Below are 22,148 nucleotides of genomic sequence, written 5' to 3'. Positions count from 1 at the left end.
TCCTACAAGGGATCGCGGTCACCGGTAGGAGCTGGCTTGCCAGCGATGAGGCCATCCCTTACACCGCAGATTTCACAACAGATGGACTAGGCCGCATCGCGCACAGCCCGTAATAAATCAACCCGCCAAGGGCCGAGCCGGTGAACCAGCCATAGCTGTAGAACCAGCTGAACACGTCGCTGCCCAGGGACAGCAACGTCAACACCACCGGCACACCAAACGCGAGAAAACCGTTCCAGTTCCACGCCGGGTACACGTCATCGCGGTAAAGCCCGGCCAGATCCAGCTGCTGTTTCTTGATCAGGAAATAGTCCACCACCATGATCCCGGCAATCGGCCCCAGCAGGCTGGAATAGCCGAGCAACCAGTTGGAATAGACCGTTTCCAGGCTGACATCGGATACGATCAGGCCGAGCTTCTTCAGCAGTTCATGGGCCATCAATCCCAACCCCACAAACCCCGTGAGCATCACCGCCTTGGTCCGGTTGATCGCCTTGGGGGCGATGTTCTGGAAGTCGTTGGTGGGGGATACGATGTTGGCCGCGGTGTTGGTCGACAGCGTGGCGATGATGATCAGCGCCATGGCCAGCGCTACCCAGACCGGGCTCTGGATATGGCCGATCAGGGTCACCGGGTCGGACACCGTCACGCCCACCAGCTTCACCGAGGCGGCGGTCATCACCACACCCAGGGAGGCAAACAGGAACATGGTCAGGGGCAGGCCGATGATCTGCCCGACAATCTGGTCTTTCTGGCTTTTCGCGTAGCGGCTGAAGTCGGGGATGTTCAGCGACAGCGTGGCCCAGAACCCGACCATCGCGGTGAGCCCGGCGGCGAAGTAGCTGGCCACGCCCGCGCCTTCGGGCCGCTTGGGCGGTATTGCCAGCAACTCGGTCATCGACACGTTGGGCATGGCCCACACCAGCAACCCTACTCCCACCAGCACCAACAGCGGTGCCGAGAGGGTTTCCAGCCATTTGATCGACTCGGCGCCGCGAATCACCACCCACAGGTTCAGCGCCCAGAACACCATGAAGCCGATGACCTCGCCGGTGCCGCCCAGGGATTTCCAGCCCTCGAACACCGAGCCCAGGAACAGGTGGATCGCCAGGCCGCCGAACATGGTCTGGATACCGAACCAGCCACAGGCCACCAGGGCGCGGATCAGGCACGGGATGTTGGAACCGAAGATGCCGAAGGACGAGCGCAACAACACCGGAAAAGGGATGCCGTACTTGGTGCCGGGAAAGGCATTGAGCGTCAGCGGGATCAATACAATGATGTTGGCAAACAGGATCGCCAGCAGCGCTTCACCGACGCTCAAGCCGAAATACGCCGTCAGCACCCCGCCCAGGGTATAGGTCGGCACGCAAATCGCCATGCCGACCCATAACGCCGTGATGTGCCATTTGTTCCAGGTGCGTTCGCGCACCTTGGTCGGTGCAATGTCGTGGTTGTAACGGGGACTGTCGAGGACATCGCTGCCGGCTTCGAGCTCGAACAAGCCGTCGCGCTCGGTCACTTGCGATCTGATCTGTTGCATGGCCGCTCCACTGTTCTTTGAGTTATTTTTTGCTCATCGAGGGCTGGCGGCATCAATAAACGTGCCGGGTGCCCCGCTTGCGCATCGGGCAGTTCCATAAACACTTTGCAACTCACTGATGTTTATCAGTTTTATCTGGGCACCTCGGTTACTTGTCCTGCCACTCAGGCCGAATACCAGGCAAGTTGTCCGAACAGTCAGGACTCAATCTGGTGCACCGCTCTTTTTTTCAAAGTCGCGCATCAACCATAGCCCATCCTCAAACGGCTGATTTCACATAAGAAATCTTGACCATATTTGGATCCTGTCAAGTGCGTCAAAATGGTGAGAGGCTGCACCATTTTGCGGATTTAAGTATTTACTCGTTATATATCAATAAGTTAAATAATGAATAAGCTTATAAAAAATATTCTTGCTCAATCCCATAACTCAGACTAGCTTTTATTCCTGACAGCGTTGACAGGATTAATCCAATTGACGTTTGCGTCTATAAAACATCTAGAACCGGCATCAGCCGGTCATTGCCTGCGAGGAACTCGGAATGTCTCTGTTGATCCGTGGCGCTACCGTTATTACCCATGATGAAAGTTATCGCGCCGATGTGTATTGCGCAGACGGCGTGATCAAGGCCATCGGCGAAGACCTCGACGTTCCCGCAGGTGCCGAGATACTCGACGGCAGCGGCCAGTACCTGATGCCCGGCGGCATCGACCCGCACACGCACATGCAACTGCCCTTCATGGGCACCGTGGCCAGCGAAGACTTTTTCAGTGGCACGGCGGCGGGTCTTGCCGGTGGCACCACCTCGATCATCGATTTCGTGATTCCCAATCCGCAGCAGTCGTTGATGGAAGCCTTCCATCAGTGGCGCGGCTGGGCCGAGAAGTCGGCGTCCGATTACGGCTTCCACGTCGCCATCACCTGGTGGAGCGAACAGGTTCGAGAAGAAATGGAGGAGCTGGTGATTCATCACGGGGTCAACAGCTTCAAGCATTTCATGGCCTACAAGAACGCGATCATGGCGGCCGACGACACCCTGGTGGCGAGTTTCGAGCGCTGCCTGGAACTGGGCGCGGTGCCGACCGTGCATGCGGAAAACGGTGAGCTGGTATATCACCTGCAACGCAAGCTCATGGCCCAGGGCATGACCGGGCCGGAAGCGCATCCGCTGTCGCGTCCTTCCCAGGTGGAAGGCGAAGCGGCGAGCCGCGCCATCCGCATCGCCGAAACCCTTGGCACACCGTTGTACCTGGTCCACGTCTCGACCAAGGAAGCCCTCGACGAAATCACCTACGCCCGCGCCAAGGGCCAACCGGTCTACGGCGAAGTGCTGGCCGGCCACCTGCTGCTGGACGACAGCGTCTACCAGCACCCGGACTGGCAAACCGCCGCCGGTTACGTGATGAGTCCACCGTTCCGTCCACGCGGTCATCAAGAGGCCCTCTGGCATGGTTTGCAGGCGGGTAACCTGCACACCACCGCCACCGATCACTGCTGCTTCTGCGCCGAACAGAAAGCCGCTGGCAAGGACGACTTCAGCAAGATCCCCAACGGCACCGCCGGCATCGAAGACCGCATGGCCGTGTTGTGGGATGAGGGCGTGAACACCGGGCGTTTTTCGATGCAGCAATTCGTCGCGCTGACCTCCACCAACACCGCGAAGATCTTCAACCTCTATCCGCGCAAAGGCGCGATCCGCGTCGGCTCCGATGCCGACCTGGTGCTGTGGGACCCGCAAGGTTCGCGGACGATTTCCGCCAAGACCCATCACCAGCAGGTCGACTTCAATATTTTCGAAGGCAAGACCGTGCGCGGAGTGCCGAGCCACACCATCAGCCAGGGTCGCGTGGTCTGGGCCGATGGCGATTTGCGCGCCGAGCGCGGTGCCGGGCGGTATATCGAACGGCCGGCGTATCCGGCGGTGTTCGATTTGCTGAGCAAGCGGGCTGAGTTGAATCAGCCGGTTGCTGTGAAACGCTGATAGCGGCCTGCGGCCTTTCGCTGCGATGCGGCGACCCGACAAGCCAGCTCCTACAGTTTGAAATGCATTCCCCTGTAGGAGCTGGCTTGCCAGCGAAGAGGCCGGTCCAGGCTACACAGAAACAATGCCCGATAGAGGCAGCACCTCAATTACCGTGAGGCCAATACCGTGATCAAGACCCTGAGCCACCTCCCGCATCCCCATGAGAACGCGGCCGCCCTCGCCGGCCACTTCACCGACCTGGCGCCGCCACTCAACGACCGCCAGGCCCACCTGGAAGCCTCGCGTTGCCTGTATTGCTACGACGCGCCCTGCGTGAACGCCTGCCCGAGCGAAATCGATATTCCCTCGTTCATCCGCAACATTCACCAGGACAACGTGCAGGGTGCGGCGCAGAAAATCCTCTCGGCCAACATCCTCGGTGGCAGTTGCGCCCGGGTCTGCCCGACCGAGATTCTTTGCCAGCAAGCCTGTGTGCGCAACAACGCCCATGAATGCGCGCCGGTGCTGATCGGCCTGCTGCAACGTTACGCCGTGGACAACGCGCACTTCAGCGAGCACCCGTTCGCCCGCAGTGCCGCCACCGGCAAGCGCATTGCCGTAGTCGGTGCCGGCCCCGCCGGGTTGTCCTGCGCCCATCGCAGCGCGATGCACGGCCATGACGTGGTGATTTTCGAGGCCCGGGAAAAGGCCGGCGGCCTGAATGAATACGGGATCGCCAAATACAAACTGGTGGACGATTACGCACAGAAAGAGCTCGATTTTCTCCTGGAAATCGGCGGGATCGAAATCCGCCATGGCTACAAACTCGGGGACAACCTGAGCCTCAGCGACCTGCATCAACAATTCGACGCCGTGTTCCTCGGCATTGGCCTGGCGGCCAGCAAACAACTGGGTCTACTGCATGAGGACGCACCCGGCCTGGTGGCGGCCACCGACTACATCCGCGAACTGCGCCAGGCCGATGACCTGAGCCAGTTACCCCTGGCCGACCACTGCATCGTACTCGGTGCCGGCAACACCGCCATCGACATGGCGGTGCAGATGGCGCGTCTTGGGGCACACGACGTCAACCTCGTGTACCGCCGTGGCGTGGAAGACATGGGGGCTACCCATCACGAACAAGACATCGCCAAAGCCAATCAAGTGCGCCTCTTGACCTGGGCACAGCCCGAGGAAGTTCTGCTCGACGACCTGGGCAACGTGCGCGGCATGCGCTTCGCTCGCACCCATCTGGTTGAAGGTCGCCTGCAAACCACCGGCGAGTCCTTTGAACTGGCCGCTGATGCAATCTTCAAAGCCATCGGCCAAGGCTTCGATTCCAGCGCCCTCGCCGATCCGCTGGCCCGAGAGCTCAAGCGTCTGGGCGATCGCATAGAGGTGGACGAACAACTGCGCACCAGCATCCCCGGCGTGTATGCCGGCGGCGACTGCACCAGCCTCGACCAGGATCTCACCGTACAGGCGGTGCAGCACGGCAAACGCGCCGCCGAGGCGATCAACGCGCAACTGATGCTCAACGTGGAGGCTGCATAAATGGCCGATCTGTCGATTGTCTTCGCCGGCATCAAGTCCCCCAACCCGTTCTGGCTGGCCTCCGCGCCGCCGACCGACAAAGCCTACAACGTGGTCCGCGCCTTCGAGGCCGGCTGGGGCGGCGTGGTCTGGAAAACCCTGGGTGAAGACCCGGCGGCGGTCAACGTGTCGTCGCGTTACTCCGCGCACTTCGGGGCCAACCGGGAGGTCCTCGGTTTCAACAACATCGAATTGATCACCGATCGCTCGCTGGAGATCAACCTGCGGGAAATCACCCAGGTCAAGAAGGACTGGCCGGACCGCGCGCTGATCGTGTCGCTGATGGTGCCCTGCGTCGAAGAGTCCTGGAAACACATCCTGCCGCTGGTGGAGGCCACCGGTGCCGACGGTATCGAGCTCAACTTCGGTTGCCCCCACGGCATGCCCGAGCGCGGCATGGGCGCGGCGGTCGGCCAGGTGCCGGAATATGTCGAGCAGGTCACCCGCTGGTGCAAGACCTATTGCTCGCTGCCGGTGATCGTCAAGCTGACGCCGAACATCACCGACATCCGCGTGGCGGCCCGCGCGGCACATCGGGGCGGCGCGGATGCGGTGTCGTTGATCAATACGATCAACTCCATCACCAGCGTCAACCTGGAGCGCATGGTCGCCAATCCTATTGTCGGCAGCCAGAGCACCCATGGCGGCTATTGCGGTTCGGCGGTCAAGCCGATCGCCTTGAACATGGTCGCCGAAATCGCCCGTGACCCGCAGACCCGTGGCCTGCCGATCAGCGGCATTGGCGGCATCGGCAACTGGCGCGATGCCGCCGAATTCATGGCCCTGGGCAGCGGTTCGGTGCAGGTCTGCACGGCGGCGATGCTGCATGGCTTCCGGATTGTCGAGGAGATGAAGGACGGCCTGTCACGCTGGATGGACAGTCAGGGCTACGCCAGCATCGCCGAGTTTTCCGGGCGCGCGGTGGGCAATACCACCGACTGGAAGTACCTGGACATCAACTACCAGGTGATCGCGAAGATCGACCAGGACGCGTGCATTGGTTGTGGGCGCTGCCATATCGCGTGTGAGGACACCTCGCACCAGGCGGTGGCCAGCCTGAAACAGGCCGATGGTACCCACCGCTACGAAGTGATCGATGAGGAGTGCGTGGGCTGCAACCTGTGCCAGATCACCTGCCCGGTCGAGGATTGCATCGAGATGGTGGCGGTGGACACCGGCAAGCCGTTCCTGGACTGGAATCATGATCCGAGAAATCCCTATCACGTCAGTCCTTGAAGTTCTCAGCGCCTGAGACGACGCCATCGCGAGCAGGCTCGCTCCCACATTGGAATGCATTTCAAACTGTGGGAGCGAGCCTGCTCGCGATGAGGCCATAAGCTTCACCGCAAAGCTTATGGCTCCAACCCTATCCCCCGCAAAATCACACTCGTCACCGTCTGCACCGCCCGCTCGAACTGCATGTCCGACAGCGGCTGATGATCGTTGAGAATATTCACCTGATGATCGAAGTCGGCGTAGTGCTGGGTCGAGGCCCAGATCATGTACAGCAGGCTTGAAGGCTCCACCGGCAGAATGCGCCCGTCGTCGACCCACTGGCGAATCTTCGCTTCCTTCATCTTGGCCCAGTCGTACAGGCTCGCGTCGAGCTTCTCGCCGAGGGTCGGCGCGCCGTGGATGATTTCGTTGGCCCAGACTTTCGAGCCGTAGGGCCGGCTGCGCGAGTGGTTCATCTTGGCGCGGATGTAGCTGCTGAGCACCACGCGGGGGTCGTCGAACATCTCGAAGCACAACGCGTCCTGCTTCCACACTTCCAGCAGGTCGAACAGCACAGCGCTGTACAGTTCGGTCTTGGTGCTGAAGTAGTAATGCAGGTTGGAGCGCGGCAGTTGCACTTCGGCGGCGATGTCGGCCATGGCGGTGCTGCCAAAGCCTTTTTCGGCGAAGACCTTCTCGGCCCCCAGCAGAATTTTCTCGACGTTACTGCGACGGATCTCGATCTTGTGATTGCCCATGAGGGCTCCCTGACAACAACATTAAACAAGACTAGCACCGCTCTACGGCGCGGCGACAGGGGACTGGCGAACTTCGTACAACCGGCCTTGTGCAGCTAGACTGACCGCCAAATGCAACCTGCCGCCGAGGGACTCGACATGCGCTTGAAGAACACCCTGACCACCGCCGCCCTGCTCGGCGCGCTCTTGTGCGCCTCATCCGTCTGGGCTCACGCCCATCTGCAAAGCCAGGCACCTGCCGCCGACAGCACCGTGAAGCCTCCCGCGGAACTGAGCCTGGTGTTTTCCGAAGGCGTCGAGGCGGATTTCTGCAAAGTCACGGTCACCCGCGACGGTGATGAGATCCTGGTAAAAAGCCTGGTCACCCAGGGTCCTGATAAAAAGACCCTGATTGTCACACCCGCAGTTCCCTTCACCGCGGGTGACTACAAAGTCGAATGGCATGTGGTGTCGGTCGATACCCACAAAAGCGAAGGCGCCTACGCGTTCAAGGTGGGCCAGTAATACATGGCGGACGCGATGGTGCTGTGCCGCTTCGTGCATTTTTGCGCGGTGCTGATGTTGTTCGGGGCGTGGGTATTCCGGCCGTTGCTGTTGGGGCGCCTCACAACGCTGGATCAGCCCCTGTTACGCGTCAGTCAGTGGCTGGCGGCCGTGGCGTTGGCCAGCGGCATTGGCTGGTTACTGCTGGTCAGCGCGAACATGGCGGGCGCCTGGGCGGCGGCGTTCGAACCTTCGATACTGCTGCGGGTGCTTGACCGTACTTTTTTCGGTGAAGTCTGGGGCTGGCACCTGCTGCTCAACAGTTTGCTGATGATTCTGCTGTTGACGCCATGGCGCTCCAGTCTCCCCTGCCAGCTGCCCCTGAGCGGCCTGCTGCTGGCGACCCTGGCCCCGGTCGGCCACGGTGCCATGTTAGATGGCCTGGCAGGCCGGTTGCTGATGCTCAATCAACTGGTGCACCTGGCGAGCGTCGGCGCCTGGCTCGGTGGCTTGATGTTGTTGGTGATGATCCTGCGCCAGCCTGAAGGGCATTGCATCAAAGCGCTGTTGCAGCGCTTCAGCGGCGTCGGCTATGCCTTGGTGGCCGGTTTGCTGATCAGCGGATTGATCAACGTGCGGGTGCTCACCGGCGCGTTCTGGCCCACGCCCTTGCTGTCGGGTTTTGCCTTGATTCTGTTGATCAAGGTGTCACTGGTCTGCGCCATGCTGGGGTTGGCGTTGTTCAATCGGCTACGGATCAACGAATGCGAGCAACGCCTGCCGACGTTGCGCATCAGCGTGCTGCTGGAGTGGTTGCTGGGGGTTGGCGCGGTGGCTGCCGTCTCTTTGCTGGGCACACTGGCGCCGATGATTTGCGGCTGACAAACCCTATCCCCTGTGGGAGCCAGCCTGCTGGCGATGGCGGAGTGTCAGCCTGCATCAATGTTTAATGAGAGACCGCAATCGCCAGCAGGCTGGCTCCCACAAATATTTAATTCCCTCAAGTCGTCGTATAACTTCCGATTGACAACCCCTGAAAATCCCGCAAATATCTGCGCAATGTTGTACGACGACGTATGACAAACATAAAAACAAAAAGCAGCAAGGGAGCGTCACAGTGAGCAAGCTCGTCCGCGATTCGTCCGCCCGTACCCCACGCCCGTCCTTTACCCGTTTGCAGACACTGAGCCTGATCGGTTGCAGCAGCCTGGCCCTCACCCTGCCCATCACCACTCAGGCCGAAGGCTTCACCGACGACGCCAAAGCCACGCTGAACCTGCGCAACGCCTACTTCAATCGCAACTATACCAACCCGGCCTACCCCCAGGGCAAGGCTGAAGAGTGGACACAGAACTTCATCCTCGATGCCAAGTCCGGTTACACCCAGGGCCCGGTCGGCTTTGGTGTAGATGTGCTGGGCCTGTACTCGCAGAAGCTCGACGGCGGCAAAGGAACCGGGGGTACGCAGTTGCTGCCGATCCACGGGGACGGCCGTCCGGCCGACAACTTCGGGCGTCTGGGTGTGGCGCTCAAAGGCAAGATCTCGAAAACCGAACTGAAGGTCGGCGAATGGATGCCGGTGCTGCCGATCCTGCGTTCCGACGACGGTCGCTCGCTGCCGCAAACTTTTCGCGGCGGCCAGGTGACCTCCACCGAGATCAGCGGCCTGACGCTCTACGGTGGGCAGTTCCGCCAGAACAGCCCGCGCAACGATGCGAGCATGGAAGACATGTTCATGAACGGTAAATCGGCGGCCTTTGCCTCGGACCGTTTCAACTTCGGCGGCGGCGAATACGCCTTCAATGAAAAACGCACCCAGGTCGGCGTCTGGTATGCCGAACTCAGCGATATCTATCAGCAGCAGTATTTCAACCTCAGCCACAGCCAGCCCATCGGCGACTGGACCCTGGGCGCCAACCTCGGCTACTTCATCGGCAAGGAAGACGGCAGCGCCCTGGCCGGCGACCTCGACAACAAGACCGCGTTTGCCCTGCTCTCGGCCAAGTACGGCGGCAACACCTTCTACGTGGGCCTGCAAAAACTCAGCGGCGATGACGTGTGGATGCGGGTCAACGGCACCAGTGGCGGGACCCTGGCCAACGACAGCTACAACTCCAGCTACGACAACGCCAGGGAGAAGTCCTGGCAGGTGCGTCACGACTACAACTTCGTCGCCCTCGGCATTCCCGGCCTGACCCTGATGAACCGCTACATCAGCGGCGATAACGTGCACACCGGCACCATCACCGACGGCAAGGAATGGGGCCGTGAATCGGAACTGGCCTACACGGTGCAGAGCGGCGCGCTGAAAAACCTCAACGTCAAATGGCGCAACGCGAGCATCCGCAAGGACTTCAGCACCAACGAATTTGATGAAAACCGGATTTTCATCAGCTATCCGATTTCGTTGTTGTAATTCCCGAAGATCGACCTCGTTCCTGTAGGAGCCGGCTTGCCGGCGAAGGCGATCTCGCGGACGCCTTCGCTGGCAAGCCAGCTCCTACAGGTCCGAGTGCCATCAGGGATCAATCACAGGGATCGAGATTTTCTCGGAGAATTGATCGCGACAACCCTCCGTCAAATTCCACCAATGTCGCGTTGACAAAAACCGGAAATCCTAACGATACTTCAGCAAAGTCGTACGACAACCTACAACGAATCAATAACAACAACTGCTTGTCCAGGGATTCCCATGCCGACCACTGCAACCGCCCGCACCCCCTTCAATCGCCTGCTGCTGACCGGTGCCGCCGGTGGCCTGGGCAAAGTCCTGCGCGAGAACCTGCGCCCGTACGCCAATGTCATTCGCCTGTCGGACATCGCCGACATCGCCCCCGCCATCGATGATCGCGAGGAAGTCGTACCCTGCGACCTCGCTGACAAGCACGCCGTGGATCAACTGGTCGAAGGCGTGGACGCGATCGTGCATTTTGGCGGCGTGTCGGTGGAGCGCTCGTTCGAAGAGATCCTCGGCGCCAACATCTGCGGCGTGTTCCACATCTACGAAGCGGCGCGCCGCCATGGCGTCAAGCGCGTGATCTTCGCCAGTTCCAACCACGTGATCGGCTTCTACAAGCAGGATGAAGTCATCGACGCCCACTCCCCTCGCCGCCCCGACAGCTACTACGGTTTGTCCAAGTCCTACGGCGAAGACATGGCCACCTTCTACTTCGATCGCTACGGCATCGAGACCGTCAGCGTGCGCATCGGCTCTTCATTCCCCGAGCCGCAAAACCGCCGGATGATGAGCACCTGGCTGAGCTTCGGCGACCTCACCCAATTGCTCGAACGTGCGCTCTACACCCCGAACGTCGGCCACACCGTTGTCTATGGCGTGTCCGACAACAAGGATGTTTGGTGGAACAACCATCACGCCAGTGCGCTGGGTTACGTGCCCCATGACAACTCCGAAGTGTTCCGCGAAAAAGTCGAAGCCCAGCCGTTGCCGGCCGCTGATGACCCGGCGCGGATCTACCAGGGCGGTGCCTTTTGCGCGGCCGGCCCGTTCGGCGACTGAGCGTCCTGATCCCCACCACTCACAACCAAGGGAATGAGTTGCCATGAAAGCCGAACTGATTGTCGATGCGCGCAACACGGTGGGTGAAAGCCCGGTCTGGGTGCCTGAGGAAAACGCCCTGTACTGGGTCGATATTCCCGCCGGCGGATTGCAACGCTGGAGCGCGCAAAGCGGGCATGTGCACGCCTGGAAAGCCCCGCAGATGCTCGCCTGCATCGCCCGTCATCCCGACGGTGGCTGGGTCGCCGGCATGGAGAGCGGGTTCTTTCATCTGCACGCGCATGCTGACGGCAACCTCGACAGCGAACCTCTCGCCCACGTCGATCACGCCCGCCCGGACATGCGCCTCAACGACGGTCGCTGTGATCGCCAGGGCCGCTTCTGGGCCGGCAGCATGGTCCTGGACATGGGCGCCAATGCCGCCGTGGGCACGCTCTATCGCTACGACGCCGGGCAGCAAGGGCCGCTGCCGGCGCAAATGAACAGCCTGATCGTGCCCAACGGCCTGGCCTTCAGCCCGGATGGCCGAACCATGTACCTTTCCGACTCTCACCCGTTGGTGCAGCAGGTCTGGGCCTTCGACTACGACATCGACAGCGGCACCCCGTCCAATCAGCGCCTGTTCGTCGACATGAACCAGCACGCCGGTCGCCCTGATGGCGCGGCGATCGATGCCGAGGGTTGCTACTGGATCTGCGGCAACGATGCCGGGCTGATTCACCGCTTCACCCCCGACGGTCGACTGGACCGTTCCCTGACCGTACCGGTAAAAAAACCGAGCATGTGCGCCTTCGGTGGCAGTCGCCTGGACACCTTGTTCGTGACCTCGATTCGCCCGGGAGACGACCAGGACGAACAGTCCCTGGCCGGTGGCGTGTTCGCCCTCGATCCCGGCGTCAAGGGTCTGCCGGAGCCGCACTTCAAGCAATAACGCAACTGTTGGCGCTACACCGCTGTGCCTTGCATAAAAACAACAACAAGACTGGAGACACCCCCAATGGACTTCAAACGCACCTTGCTCGCCGCAGCACTCCCCCTGGCCTTCTCCCTCAGCAGCGCCGCCCACGCGCTGGAAATCAAATTTGCCGACATCCACCCGGCGGGTTACCCGACCGTGGTCGCCGAAGAACAGCTGGGCAAGACCCTGGTGGCCGACAGCGACGGCAAGCTGACCTTCAAGATGTTCGCCGGCGGTGTGCTCGGCTCGGAAAAGGAAGTGGTCGAACAGGCCCAGGTCGGCGCCATCCAGATGGCCCGGGTCAGCCTCGGCATCGTTGGACCCGTGGTGCCGGACGTGAACGTGTTCAACATGCCGTTCGTATTCCGTGACCAGGCGCACATGCGCAAGGTCATCGATGGCGAAGTCGGCGACGAGATCCTCGACAAGATCACCAACTCCGAATTCAACCTGGTGGCCCTGGCCTGGATGGATGGCGGCACGCGCAACATCTACACCAAGAAACCGGTGCGCAGCCTGGAAGACCTCAAGGGCATGAAAATCCGCGTGCAAGGCAACCCGATGTTCATCGAAACCATCAACGCCATGGGCGGCAACGGCATCGCCATGGACACCGGCGAAATCTTCAGCGCCCTGCAGACCGGCGTGATCGACGGCGCGGAGAACAACCCGCCGACCCTGCTCGAACACAATCACTACCAGAACGCCAAGTTCTACAGCCTGACCGGCCACCTGATCCTGCCCGAGCCGATCGTGATGTCGAAGATCACCTGGAACAAACTGACCCCCGAGCAGCAGGTCCTGGTGAAAAAGACCGCCAGGGCTGCGCAGGCCCAGGAGCGCACCTTGTGGGATGCCAAGTCGGCCAGCAGCGAAGAAAAACTCAAGGCCGCCGGCGTCGAGTTCATCACCGTCGACAAGAAACCTTTCTATGAGGCGACCGCCTCGATCCGCGAGAAATACGGCGCGCCCTACGCCGACCTGATCAAGCGCATCGAAGCCGTCCAGTAACCCTCCCTGCATTCAAGAAAGGCCTGGCGCGCATTGACCTGGGAGCAGGTCAGTGCGCGCCCGGTTACGGTGGAACCCGATGAAGAATCTACTGCTGCGTTTCAATGACAAGCTCTACATGACCTGCATCTGGGTCGCGGGGCTTTCCGTGCTGGCCATAGCCCTGATCATTCCCTGGGGCGTGTTCGCCCGTTATGTGCTCGGCACCGGCTCCAGCTGGCCCGAGCCCACGGCAATCCTGCTGATGATGGTCTTCACCTTCATCGGCGCCGCCGCCAGTTATCGTTCCGCTTCGCACATGGCGGTGGCGATGCTCACCGACCGCATGTCGCCACAACTGCGCCAGGCCATGAGCGTGTTTTCTCAATTGCTGATGGCAACCATCAGCCTGTTCATGGCGATCTGGGGCACCAAGCTATGCCTGTCGACCTGGAACCAGTTCATGAGCGCCCTGCCGACCCTGCGCGTGGGCATTACCTACATGCCGATTCCGATTGGCGGGCTGCTGACGCTGATCTTCGTCCTGGAAAAACTCTTGCTCGGTGACCAGAGCAACCGCCGCGTCGTGCGTTTCGACCACGTTGAAGAAAACGAAGGGGCTGCCTGAATGGACGCTTTTATTCTGCTGGGCAGTTTTATCGCGTTGATTCTGATCGGCATGCCGGTCGCCTACGCACTCGGGCTCTCGGCGCTGATTGGCGCGTTCTGGATCGACATTCCGTTCCAGGCGCTGATGATCCAGGTCGCCGGTGGCGTGAACAAGTTTTCCCTGCTGGCGATTCCGTTCTTCGTGCTGGCCGGCGCGATCATGGCCGAGGGCGGGATGTCCCGGCGCCTGGTGGCGTTTGCCGGGGTGCTGGTCGGGTTCGTGCGCGGTGGCTTGTCGCTGGTCAACATCATGGCGTCGACCTTCTTTGGCGCGATCTCCGGCTCTTCGGTGGCCGACACCGCCTCGGTCGGTTCGGTACTGATCCCGGAAATGGAACGCCGTGGTTATCCCCGTGAGTTCGCCACCGCCGTGACCGTCAGCGGTTCGGTGCAAGCCCTGCTGACCCCGCCGAGCCACAACTCGGTGCTCTACTCCCTGGCCGCTGGCGGTACGGTGTCGATTGCCTCGCTGTTCATGGCCGGCGTGGTACCGGGCCTGTTGATGAGCGCGTGCCTGATGGTGCTGTGCCTGATCTTCGCCAAGAAGCGCGACTACCCCAAGGGTGAAGTCATTCCGATGCGCGAAGCGCTGAAGATCTGCGGCGAAGCGCTTTGGGGGCTGATGGCGATGGTCATTATCCTCGGCGGGATCCTGAGCGGGATCTTCACCGCGACCGAATCGGCGGCGATCGCCGTGCTCTGGTCGTTCTTCGTGACCATGTTCATCTACCGCGACTACAAATGGAGCGAGCTGCCGAAACTGATGCACCGCACGGTGCGCACGATCTCGATCGTGATGATCCTGATCGGCTTCGCCGCCAGCTTCGGCTACATCATGACCCTGATGCAGATCCCGGCGAAAATCACCACGATGTTCCTGACCCTGTCGGACAATCGCTACGTGATCCTGATGTGCATCAACGTCATGCTGCTGTTGCTCGGCACCGTGATGGACATGGCACCGCTGATCCTGATCCTCACGCCGATCCTGATGCCGGTGATTCTCGGCATTGGCGTGGACCCGGTGCAGTTCGGCATGATCATGCTGGTGAACCTGGGGATCGGCTTGATCACGCCACCGGTGGGTGCGGTACTGTTCGTCGGGTCCGCGGTGGGCAAGGTCAGCATCGAATCAACCGTCAAGGCCCTGCTGCCGTTCTACGGCGTGCTGTTTCTGGTGCTGATGGCCGTGACCTATATTCCTGCGCTGTCGTTGTGGTTGCCGCACCTGGTGTTGTAACGCTTTTACTGTAGGAGCCGGCTTGCCGGCGATGGCGTCCGTGAGTACGCCATCGCCAGCAAGCCGGCTCCTACAAAAAGGCATTCCGTGCAATTCTTGACATTGCTGGTGAACATGAAACCCACACTGCTCGAACTCGAAGACGCATTCACCCGCCTCACCCTCGCCCCCGAACTTGGTGGCAGCATCGTCAACTGGGTCGTGCGCAGCACCGGCCAGCCCTTGTTGCGGCACGCCGATGAGCAGGCCTTGAACACCGGTCTTCCCGGCAAACTTGGCTGCTTCCCTTTGATCCCATGGTCCAACCGCATTGCCGACGGCGGCTTCGATTGCCCAGATGGCTGGCTGGCGCTGGCGCCCAACAGCCCCGATCCGTTGCCGATTCACGGCAGCGCCTGGCAGCAACGCTGGCAGGTGATTTCCACAACCGCTGACGAAGTGGTGCTGCAACTCGATAGCAGCCAACCCTTTGCCTATTGCGCCCGTCAACGATTCCATCTGAGCGAAGGCAAGCTGAGCATCGAATTGAGCGTCACCCACCTGGCTGAACACGCCGCCTGGCATGGCCTGGGGCTGCACCCGTACCTACCGCGCGATGCCTCCACGCGGTTGCAGGCCACGGCCGGAAAAGTATGGTTGTGCGATGAGAAAAAACTGCCGACGCAACTGAGTGCATTACCTGCCGAATGGGATTTCCAGCAGCCCGGGGCACTGCCCCGGACACTGGTCGACAACGGTTTCTGCAACTGGGACGGCCGCTGCCTGATCCAGCAACCCGACCTCGGTTACGAACTGGAATGCCAGGCCAGTGGCAGCGATTACTATCTGCTTTATTGCCCGCCAGGGCTGGCGTTTTTCTGCATCGAACCGGTCAGCCACCCGGTCAACGCGCATCACTTGCCCGGTCGGCCAGGGTTGCGTTTGCTGGAACAGGGGCAATCCACTGAACTGGCCTTCTCACTGCAGTACCGCCCCTTGTAGGAGCCCGGCTTGCCGGCGAAGGCGTCCTGAAGTGCGCCTTCGCCGGCAAGCCGGCTCCTACAATATTTCAGAGGCCCGCCCGGAACAGCATGTAGGCTGAAACCACCAGGCAGATACTCGCAAACCCAACCTGCAACGCCCGCGCCGGCACCCGCGCGCAAAGCTTGCGGCCGACGATCATGCCGACGATGCTGGCGACGATGAAGGCCACGCCCAGCCCATCGATGCGCACCCCGGCGTGCAATGCGCCGATCACGCCGATGGCCGAGATCAGGCTGATGACCATCAGTGACGTGGCGATGATGCCGCGCATCTGCACGTCGGTCAGCTGCTTGAACGCCGGCACGATCAGAAAGCCGCCGCCCACGCCCAGCAAACCCGAGACCACACCGGTCACCGCACCCAGGGCCGCGAGGGTCGCGGTGCATTTGGCGGTCCAGGAGAAGCGCCCGGTCTGCTGGTCGAGCATGCAGTTTTTCTGGCCCCAGTTGGCGTGGCCGTGGTCGCTCGGCCCCTCATCCTTGCGTTCGCGCCGCAACATTCGCGCAGCCACCATCACCATCAAAAGGCTGAACAGAATCATCAGGACTTTTTCCGGCAACTGATGGGCGAAGTAGATGCCCAACGGGGAAAAGATCGCCCCCAGCAGGGCAATCAACAGCGCCGCGCGATAGCGCACCAGGCCATGACGCAAGCCATCGATGGCACCGACCGCCGCCGCGCTGCCCACCGCGAACAGGGCGACGGGCGCCGCCGCGGTCATGCTCCAGCCCAGCCCCAACACCAGCGCCGGCACCGCAAGAATGCCACCCCCGGCCCCGGTCAACCCGAGCACCAACCCCATGACCACACCAAAAAAACTCGCCAGCAACATATAACGCTCGTAATCCATGACAAAGGCCGGGAACGCCCGGTATCGATTGAGTGACAGGATAGAGTCCGCCCGGATTTTTCGTTAGCAGAATTGTCGCAGGGCTGGTCAGCGCAGGGAAAATGAAACTACCCTCATGACTTACCCTTGAAGAAACAACCCACATGCCTGCCCTGATTGAAGCCTTTTTCGACGATGCCTCGTCCACCTATAGCTACGTGGTCTACGAAAGTGACGGTGGGCAGTGCGCGATCGTCGACCCGGTGCTCGACTACACCCCGGCTGCCGGACGCACCGGCACCCAACAGGCCGATCGCATCATCGCTTTCGTGCGCGAGCACCGCCTGCAGGTGCAATGGCTGCTGGAAACCCACGCCCACGCCGATCACCTGTCCGCCGCGCCCTACCTGCGGCAGGAACTGGGCGGCAAGATCGCCATCGGCCAGTCGATCTGCAAGGTGCAGGGCGTGTTCAAGGCCCTGTTCAACCTTGAGCCGCAATTTTCCATCGACGGTTCACAGTTCGACCACCTGTTCGCCGCGGATGAGTCATTCCGCATCGGCAACCTCAAGGCAACCGCCCTGCATGTGCCTGGCCATACCCCGGCGGACATGGCTTACCTGATCGGCAGCGACATGATCCTGGTCGGCGATACCCTGTTCATGCCGGACGTCGGCACCGCCCGCTGCGACTTTCCCGGTGGCGACGCCCATCAGATGTTCGCCTCGATCCACAAGCTGCTGGCCTTCCCCGCCAGCGTGCGCCTCTACGTCTGCCACGATTACCCGCCCGAGGGCCGCGAACCGCACTGCATGACCACCGTCGGCGAGCAACGCAAAAGCAACATCCACGTGCGCGACGGCATCGACGAAGCAGCCTTCGTCGACATGCGCACCCGCCGCGATGCCGGGTTGGGCATGCCGACGCTGCTGCTGCCGGCGATCCAGGTCAATGTGCGGGCGGGGAACTTGCCGCCGGCGGAGGACAATGGCGTGACTTACCTGAAGATTCCCCTGAATAAATTCTGACCTGTAGGAGCCGGCTTGCCGGCGAAGGCGTCCTTGAATATTGCGCTGGTCTTTCGGGCCCCTTCGCTGGCAAGCCAGCTCCTACAGGTTCTTCAATTATTCAAGGTCAAGCCATTGGCCGGCAACGGCAGCGCCGTCTTGTACCGCACCTGCTTGAGTGCAAAGCTCGACCGGATGTTCGCCACCCCCGGCACCTTGGTCAGAAAATCCATCATGAAGCGCTCCAGCGACTGAATGGTCGGTACCAGAACCCGGATCAGATAGTCCGGATCGCCAGCCATCAGGTAGCACTCCATCACCTCAGGCCGATCGGAAATGGCCTCCTCGAAATGCTGCAACGCCTCCTCCACCTGTTTCTCCAGGCTGACGTGGATGAACACATTGACGTGCAGACCGAGCAAATCGGCGTCCAGCAAGGTCACCTGATCACGTATCAGCCCCAGTTCCTCCATCGCCTTGACCCGGTTGAAACACGGCGTCGGCGAGAGGTTGACCGAGCGTGCCAGGTCGGCGTTGGTGATGCGGGCGTTCTCCTGAAGGCTGTTGAGAATGCCGATATCGGTACGGTCCAGTTTGCGCATGAGACAAAAACACCTGTTTTTTATGTTTATGCAGATTTTTTATCTGCAAATGATCTTGAGCGCAATGAAACAGAGAGAAATATTCTTCTTGGCCGGGCCTATGATTGTTGTAGGACAAGATTTCTTCCACGACACGAAATCTGTCAGCTCACTACAAGAAATTCACAAGATCGAGCGTAGAAGCCATGACCCAAGCGTACGAACCGCTGCGCCTGCACGTCCCGGAACCCTCGGGCCGTCCCGGCTGTAAAACCGACTTCTCCTACCTGCACCTGACCGACGCCGGCACGGTGCGCAAACCCCCCGTTGACGTTGAACCGGCTGACACGGCCGACCTGGCCCGTGGCCTGATTCGCGTGCTCGACGACCAGGGCAATGCCCTGGGGCCGTGGGCCGAAGGCGTGCCGGTGGAGATCCTGCGCAAGGGCATGCGCGCCATGCTCAAGACGCGGATCTACGACAACCGCATGGTGGTCGCCCAGCGTCAGAAAAAAATGTCGTTCTACATGCAGAGCCTTGGCGAAGAAGCCATCGGTAGCGCCCAGGCCCTGGCCCTGAACATCGACGACATGTGCTTCCCGACCTACCGCCAGCAAAGCATCCTCATGGCCCGTGAGGTGCCTTTGGTGGACCTGATCTGCCAACTGCTGTCCAACGAGCGCGATCCGCTCAAAGGCCGTCAGTTGCCAATCATGTACTCGGTGAAAGAGGCCGGTTTCTTTACCATTTCCGGCAACCTCGCCACCCAGTTCGTCCAGGCTGTAGGCTGGGGCATGGCCTCGGCAATCAAGGGCGACACCAAGATCGCCTCGGCCTGGATCGGCGACGGCGCCACCGCCGAGTCGGACTTCCACACCGCCCTGACCTTCGCCCACGTGTATCGCGCACCGGTGATCCTCAACGTGGTCAACAACCAGTGGGCGATCTCCACCTTCCAGGCCATCGCCGGTGGTGAAGCCACTACCTTTGCCGGTCGTGGCGTTGGTTGCGGCATCGCCTCCCTGCGGGTTGACGGCAACGATTTCTACGCGGTCTATGCCGCTTCCGCCTGGGCCGCCGAACGCGCACGCCGCAACCTCGGCCCGACCATGATCGAGTGGGTCACCTACCGCGCCGGCCCGCACTCCACCTCGGACGATCCATCGAAGTACCGTCCTGCCGACGACTGGAGCCACTTCCCGTTGGGCGACCCGATCGCGCGCCTCAAGCAGCACCTGATCAAGGTCGGCCAGTGGTCCGAAGAGGAACACGCCGCCGTCAGCGCGGAACTGGAAGCCGAAGTGATCGCCGCTCAGAAAGAAGCCGAAAAATTCGGCACCCTCGCTGGTGGCCAGATTCCAAGCGCCGCGACCATGTTCGAGGACGTCTATAAAGAGATGCCGGAGCACTTGAAGCGCCAGCGTCAGGAGTTGGGGATCTGACATGAACGATCACAACAACACTATCGAGCTGGAAACCGCCATGACCACAACCACCATGACCATGATCCAGGCCCTGCGCTCGGCCATGGATGTGATGCTTGAACGTGACGACAACGTCGTGGTCTTCGGCCAGGACGTGGGCTATTTCGGCGGTGTGTTCCGCTGCACCGAAGGCCTGCAGACCAAATACGGCACCTCCCGGGTGTTCGACGCGCCGATCTCCGAAAGCGGCATCGTCGGCGTGGCCGTGGGCATGGGCGCCTACGGCCTGCGTCCGGTGGCCGAGATCCAGTTCGCCGACTATGTGTACCCGGCGTCCGACCAGATCATTTCCGAAGCCGCGCGCCTGCGTTATCGCTCGGCCGGCGAATTCACCGCGCCGATGACCCTGCGCATGCCGTGCGGCGGTGGCATCTACGGTGGCCAGACCCACAGCCAGAGCATCGAGGCGATGTTCACCCAGGTCTGCGGCCTGCGCACCGTCATGCCGTCCAACCCCTACGACGCCAAGGGCCTGCTGATCGCCTCCATCGAAAACGATGACCCGGTGATCTTCCTCGAGCCCAAGCGCCTGTACAACGGCCCGTTCGACGGTCACCACGATCGCCCGGTGACCCCGTGGTCGAAACACCCGGCCGCGCAAGTGCCCGACGGCTACTACACCGTGCCGCTGGATGTAGCCGCCATCACCCGTCCGGGCAAGGACGTGACCATCCTGACCTACGGCACCACCGTGTACGTCTCGCAAGTCGCCGCTGAAGAAACCGGCATCGACGCCGAGGTGATCGACCTGCGCAGCCTGTGGCCCCTGGACCTGGAGACCATCGTCAAGTCGGTGAAGAAGACCGGCCGCTGCGTCGTGGTTCACGAAGCCACCCGCACCTGCGGTTTCGGCGCCGAACTGGTGTCGCTGGTGCAGGAACACTGCTTCCACCACCTGGAAGCGCCAATCGAACGCGTCACCGGCTGGGACACCCCCTACCCGCACGCGCAAGAGTGGGCGTATTTCCCTGGTCCGTCCCGTGTGGGCGCGGCTTTGAAACGGGTCATGGAGGTCTGAATGGGCACGCACGTCATTAAAATGCCGGACATTGGCGAAGGCATTGCAGAAGTTGAATTGTCGGTTTGGCATGTCAAGGTCGGCGACATGGTCGTCGAAGATCAGGTATTGGCCGATGTCATGACCGATAAAGCAATGGTGGATATTCCGTCGCCGGTGCATGGCAAGGTCATCGCCCTCGGCGGGCAACCGGGCGAAGTCATGGCGGTCGGCAGTGTGCTGATCAGCATTGAAGTCGAAGGCGCGGGCAACGTAAAAGAGTCCGCCCAGCCTGCGGCCGCTGTCAAGGAAGCAGCGGTTGCGGCGCCGAAAATCGAAGCGGCCGTGCCGAGCAAACCGGTCGCTGCTCCAGCGCCGAAAGCTGCCGTCTGCCAGGGCCCGATGGTCGCCCGCGAAGCCGATGAGCGTCCGCTGGCCTCCCCGGCTGTGCGCAAGCACGCGCTGGACCTCGGTATCCAGTTGCGTCTGGTCCGTGGCACTGGCCCTGCCGGTCGGGTGCTGCACGAAGACCTCGACGTCTATCTGGCCCAGGGTCAGTCGAACGCGTCGACCGTCGGCAGCGCTTACACCCAGCGCAATGACGAAGAACAGATTCCGGTGATCGGCATGCGCCGCAAGATCGCCCAGCGCATGCAGGACGCCACCCAGCGTGCCGCGCACTTCAGTTACGTCGAGGAAATCGACGTCACTGCCGTGGAAGAACTGCGCGCGCACCTCAACGAAAAACACGGCGCCACCCGCGGCAAGCTGACCTTGTTGCCGTTCCTGGTCCGCGCCCTGGTCGTCGCCCTGCGTGATTTCCCGCAGATCAACGCCCGCTACGACGACGAAGCCCAGGTCATCACCCGCCTCGGCGCGGTGCATGTCGGCATCGCCACCCAGGCCGATATCGGCTTGATGGTGCCGGTGGTGCGTCACGCCGAAGCCCGCAGCCTGTGGGACAACGCCCAGGAAATCTCCCGCCTGGCCACGGCCGCCCGTAACGGCAAGGCCAGCCGCGACGAACTGTCCGGCTCGTCCATCACCCTGACCAGCCTCGGCGCGTTGGGCGGCATCGTCAGCACCCCGGTGCTGAACCTGCCGGAAGTGGCGATTGTCGGCGTGAACAAGATCGTCGAACGGCCGATGGTGATCAAAGGCCAGATCGTGATCCGCAAGATGATGAACCTCTCCAGCTCCTTCGATCACCGCGTGGTCGACGGCATGGACGCGGCGCAATTCATCCAGGCCGTCCGTGGCCTGCTCGAACAACCCGCCACCCTGTTTGTGGAGTAAGT

20 protein-coding genes are annotated in these 22,148 nt (G+C 61.4%); 16 read left to right on the top strand and 4 right to left on the bottom strand.

Annotation, left to right across the window (positions count from 1 at the left end; translation table 11 throughout):
- Window positions 1–58: 58 nt before the first annotated feature.
- A complete protein-coding gene (locus tag ACYP2Q_RS00850) occupies window positions 59–1,543 on the bottom strand; it encodes an NCS1 family nucleobase:cation symporter-1 (RefSeq protein WP_459728664.1) in 1,485 nt (494 codons plus the stop codon).
- 541 nt (window positions 1,544–2,084) lie between these two features.
- Between ACYP2Q_RS00850 and hydA the strand changes: the two genes are divergently transcribed.
- The 3 genes from hydA (at window position 2,085) to preA (ending at window position 6,335) form a co-directional block, all read left to right on the top strand.
- Window positions 2,085–3,524: a dihydropyrimidinase gene (hydA, locus tag ACYP2Q_RS00845; RefSeq protein ID WP_459728663.1), complete on the top strand. Its 1,440-nt coding sequence runs from the start codon at window positions 2,085–2,087 to the stop codon at window positions 3,522–3,524.
- Window positions 3,525–3,692: 168 nt separating this feature from the next.
- Window positions 3,693–5,060: an NAD(P)-dependent oxidoreductase gene (locus ACYP2Q_RS00840; RefSeq protein ID WP_459728662.1), complete on the top strand. Its 1,368-nt coding sequence runs from the start codon at window positions 3,693–3,695 to the stop codon at window positions 5,058–5,060.
- A complete protein-coding gene (gene preA, locus ACYP2Q_RS00835) occupies window positions 5,061–6,335 on the top strand; it encodes an NAD-dependent dihydropyrimidine dehydrogenase subunit PreA (RefSeq protein ID WP_459728661.1) in 1,275 nt (424 codons plus the stop codon). It begins immediately after the preceding gene.
- A gap of 116 nt (window positions 6,336–6,451) precedes the next feature.
- Here the strand turns inward: preA and ACYP2Q_RS00830 are convergent, their stop codons facing one another.
- Window positions 6,452–7,072 carry a TetR/AcrR family transcriptional regulator gene (locus tag ACYP2Q_RS00830; protein ID WP_046817413.1) on the bottom strand — a complete coding sequence of 207 codons (621 nt, stop codon included), beginning with the start codon at window positions 7,070–7,072 and terminating at the stop codon, window positions 6,452–6,454.
- A 138-nt stretch (window positions 7,073–7,210) separates the two neighbouring features.
- Between ACYP2Q_RS00830 and copC the strand changes: the two genes are divergently transcribed.
- The 9 genes from copC (at window position 7,211) to ACYP2Q_RS00785 (ending at window position 15,910) form a co-directional block, all read left to right on the top strand.
- Window positions 7,211–7,576: a copper homeostasis periplasmic binding protein CopC gene (copC, locus tag ACYP2Q_RS00825; RefSeq protein WP_459729457.1), complete on the top strand. Its 366-nt coding sequence runs from the start codon at window positions 7,211–7,213 to the stop codon at window positions 7,574–7,576.
- 3 nt (window positions 7,577–7,579) lie between these two features.
- The gene (gene copD / locus ACYP2Q_RS00820; RefSeq protein ID WP_459728660.1) at window positions 7,580–8,437 is read left to right on the top strand and encodes a copper homeostasis membrane protein CopD; all 858 of its coding nucleotides are present in this window, start codon (window positions 7,580–7,582) and stop codon (window positions 8,435–8,437) included.
- Between the two features lie 235 nt (window positions 8,438–8,672).
- Complete coding sequence (locus tag ACYP2Q_RS00815; RefSeq protein WP_459728659.1) at window positions 8,673–9,971, top strand: OprD family porin; 1,299 nt, start codon at window positions 8,673–8,675, stop codon at window positions 9,969–9,971.
- Between the two features lie 276 nt (window positions 9,972–10,247).
- Complete coding sequence (locus ACYP2Q_RS00810; protein WP_459728657.1) at window positions 10,248–11,072, top strand: NAD-dependent epimerase/dehydratase family protein; 825 nt, start codon at window positions 10,248–10,250, stop codon at window positions 11,070–11,072.
- Window positions 11,073–11,115: 43 nt separating this feature from the next.
- A complete protein-coding gene (locus tag ACYP2Q_RS00805) occupies window positions 11,116–12,003 on the top strand; it encodes an SMP-30/gluconolactonase/LRE family protein (RefSeq protein ID WP_459728656.1) in 888 nt (295 codons plus the stop codon).
- A 66-nt stretch (window positions 12,004–12,069) separates the two neighbouring features.
- Window positions 12,070–13,041 (top strand): TRAP transporter substrate-binding protein, encoded by a 972-nt coding sequence (locus ACYP2Q_RS00800; protein ID WP_459728655.1) that lies wholly within the window; start codon window positions 12,070–12,072, stop codon window positions 13,039–13,041.
- Window positions 13,042–13,120: 79 nt separating this feature from the next.
- Window positions 13,121–13,648 (top strand): TRAP transporter small permease, encoded by a 528-nt coding sequence (locus ACYP2Q_RS00795; protein WP_459728654.1) that lies wholly within the window; start codon window positions 13,121–13,123, stop codon window positions 13,646–13,648.
- Window positions 13,649–14,929: a TRAP transporter large permease gene (locus ACYP2Q_RS00790; RefSeq protein ID WP_056852883.1), complete on the top strand. Its 1,281-nt coding sequence runs from the start codon at window positions 13,649–13,651 to the stop codon at window positions 14,927–14,929.
- A 114-nt stretch (window positions 14,930–15,043) separates the two neighbouring features.
- On the top strand, window positions 15,044–15,910 hold the full coding sequence (locus ACYP2Q_RS00785) for an aldose 1-epimerase (RefSeq protein WP_459729456.1): 867 nt from the start codon (window positions 15,044–15,046) through the stop codon (window positions 15,908–15,910).
- A gap of 67 nt (window positions 15,911–15,977) precedes the next feature.
- Here ACYP2Q_RS00785 and ACYP2Q_RS00780 read toward each other — a convergent pair whose 3' ends face one another.
- A complete protein-coding gene (locus ACYP2Q_RS00780) occupies window positions 15,978–16,784 on the bottom strand; it encodes a sulfite exporter TauE/SafE family protein (RefSeq protein ID WP_459729455.1) in 807 nt (268 codons plus the stop codon).
- 161 nt (window positions 16,785–16,945) lie between these two features.
- On the opposite strand from ACYP2Q_RS00780, the gene ACYP2Q_RS00775 reads away from it, so the two are divergent.
- Complete coding sequence (locus ACYP2Q_RS00775) at window positions 16,946–17,809, top strand: MBL fold metallo-hydrolase (RefSeq protein ID WP_459728653.1); 864 nt, start codon at window positions 16,946–16,948, stop codon at window positions 17,807–17,809.
- Between the two features lie 92 nt (window positions 17,810–17,901).
- Here the strand turns inward: ACYP2Q_RS00775 and bkdR are convergent, their stop codons facing one another.
- On the bottom strand, window positions 17,902–18,390 hold the full coding sequence (bkdR, locus tag ACYP2Q_RS00770; protein WP_459728652.1) for a Bkd operon transcriptional regulator BkdR: 489 nt from the start codon (window positions 18,388–18,390) through the stop codon (window positions 17,902–17,904).
- A 185-nt stretch (window positions 18,391–18,575) separates the two neighbouring features.
- Between bkdR and ACYP2Q_RS00765 the strand changes: the two genes are divergently transcribed.
- From ACYP2Q_RS00765 to ACYP2Q_RS00755, 3 genes are read left to right on the top strand one after another with little or no spacing between them, the layout of a single operon-like run.
- The gene (locus tag ACYP2Q_RS00765) at window positions 18,576–19,811 is read left to right on the top strand and encodes a thiamine pyrophosphate-dependent enzyme (RefSeq protein WP_459728651.1); all 1,236 of its coding nucleotides are present in this window, start codon (window positions 18,576–18,578) and stop codon (window positions 19,809–19,811) included.
- A gap of 1 nt (window position 19,812) precedes the next feature.
- Window positions 19,813–20,871, top strand: a complete 1,059-nt coding sequence (locus ACYP2Q_RS00760; RefSeq protein ID WP_459728650.1) for an alpha-ketoacid dehydrogenase subunit beta — start codon at window positions 19,813–19,815, stop codon at window positions 20,869–20,871.
- Entirely contained in the window at window positions 20,872–22,146 is a 1,275-nt protein-coding gene (locus tag ACYP2Q_RS00755; protein WP_459728649.1) for a dihydrolipoamide acetyltransferase family protein, read from the top strand.
- Window positions 22,147–22,148: the final 2 nt, after the last annotated feature.

The sequence above is a fragment of the Pseudomonas sp. MHK4 genome (assembly GCF_054600775.1).
This window is presented reverse-complemented; position numbering and strand designations above follow the sequence as displayed.

Bases quoted from the DNA above. Each gene is read 5' to 3' on its own strand.
- ACYP2Q_RS00785 (WP_459729456.1), top strand. From the start codon at position 15,044: ATGAAACCCACACTGCTCGAACTCGAAGACGCATTCACCCGCCTCACC.
- ACYP2Q_RS00830 (WP_046817413.1), bottom strand. From the start codon at position 7,072: ATGGGCAATCACAAGATCGAGATCCGTCGCAGTAACGTCGAGAAAATT.
- hydA (WP_459728663.1), top strand. From the start codon at position 2,085: ATGTCTCTGTTGATCCGTGGCGCTACCGTTATTACCCATGATGAAAGT.
- ACYP2Q_RS00780 (WP_459729455.1), bottom strand. From the start codon at position 16,784: ATGTTGCTGGCGAGTTTTTTTGGTGTGGTCATGGGGTTGGTGCTCGGG.
- ACYP2Q_RS00800 (WP_459728655.1), top strand. From the start codon at position 12,070: ATGGACTTCAAACGCACCTTGCTCGCCGCAGCACTCCCCCTGGCCTTC.
- ACYP2Q_RS00760 (WP_459728650.1), top strand. From the start codon at position 19,813: ATGAACGATCACAACAACACTATCGAGCTGGAAACCGCCATGACCACA.
- ACYP2Q_RS00805 (WP_459728656.1), top strand. From the start codon at position 11,116: ATGAAAGCCGAACTGATTGTCGATGCGCGCAACACGGTGGGTGAAAGC.
- ACYP2Q_RS00790 (WP_056852883.1), top strand. From the start codon at position 13,649: ATGGACGCTTTTATTCTGCTGGGCAGTTTTATCGCGTTGATTCTGATC.
- ACYP2Q_RS00850 (WP_459728664.1), bottom strand. From the start codon at position 1,543: ATGCAACAGATCAGATCGCAAGTGACCGAGCGCGACGGCTTGTTCGAG.
- ACYP2Q_RS00795 (WP_459728654.1), top strand. From the start codon at position 13,121: ATGAAGAATCTACTGCTGCGTTTCAATGACAAGCTCTACATGACCTGC.
- copD (WP_459728660.1), top strand. From the start codon at position 7,580: ATGGCGGACGCGATGGTGCTGTGCCGCTTCGTGCATTTTTGCGCGGTG.
- preA (WP_459728661.1), top strand. From the start codon at position 5,061: ATGGCCGATCTGTCGATTGTCTTCGCCGGCATCAAGTCCCCCAACCCG.
- copC (WP_459729457.1), top strand. From the start codon at position 7,211: ATGCGCTTGAAGAACACCCTGACCACCGCCGCCCTGCTCGGCGCGCTC.
- ACYP2Q_RS00775 (WP_459728653.1), top strand. From the start codon at position 16,946: ATGCCTGCCCTGATTGAAGCCTTTTTCGACGATGCCTCGTCCACCTAT.
- ACYP2Q_RS00765 (WP_459728651.1), top strand. From the start codon at position 18,576: ATGACCCAAGCGTACGAACCGCTGCGCCTGCACGTCCCGGAACCCTCG.
- bkdR (WP_459728652.1), bottom strand. From the start codon at position 18,390: ATGCGCAAACTGGACCGTACCGATATCGGCATTCTCAACAGCCTTCAG.
- ACYP2Q_RS00810 (WP_459728657.1), top strand. From the start codon at position 10,248: ATGCCGACCACTGCAACCGCCCGCACCCCCTTCAATCGCCTGCTGCTG.
- ACYP2Q_RS00755 (WP_459728649.1), top strand. From the start codon at position 20,872: ATGGGCACGCACGTCATTAAAATGCCGGACATTGGCGAAGGCATTGCA.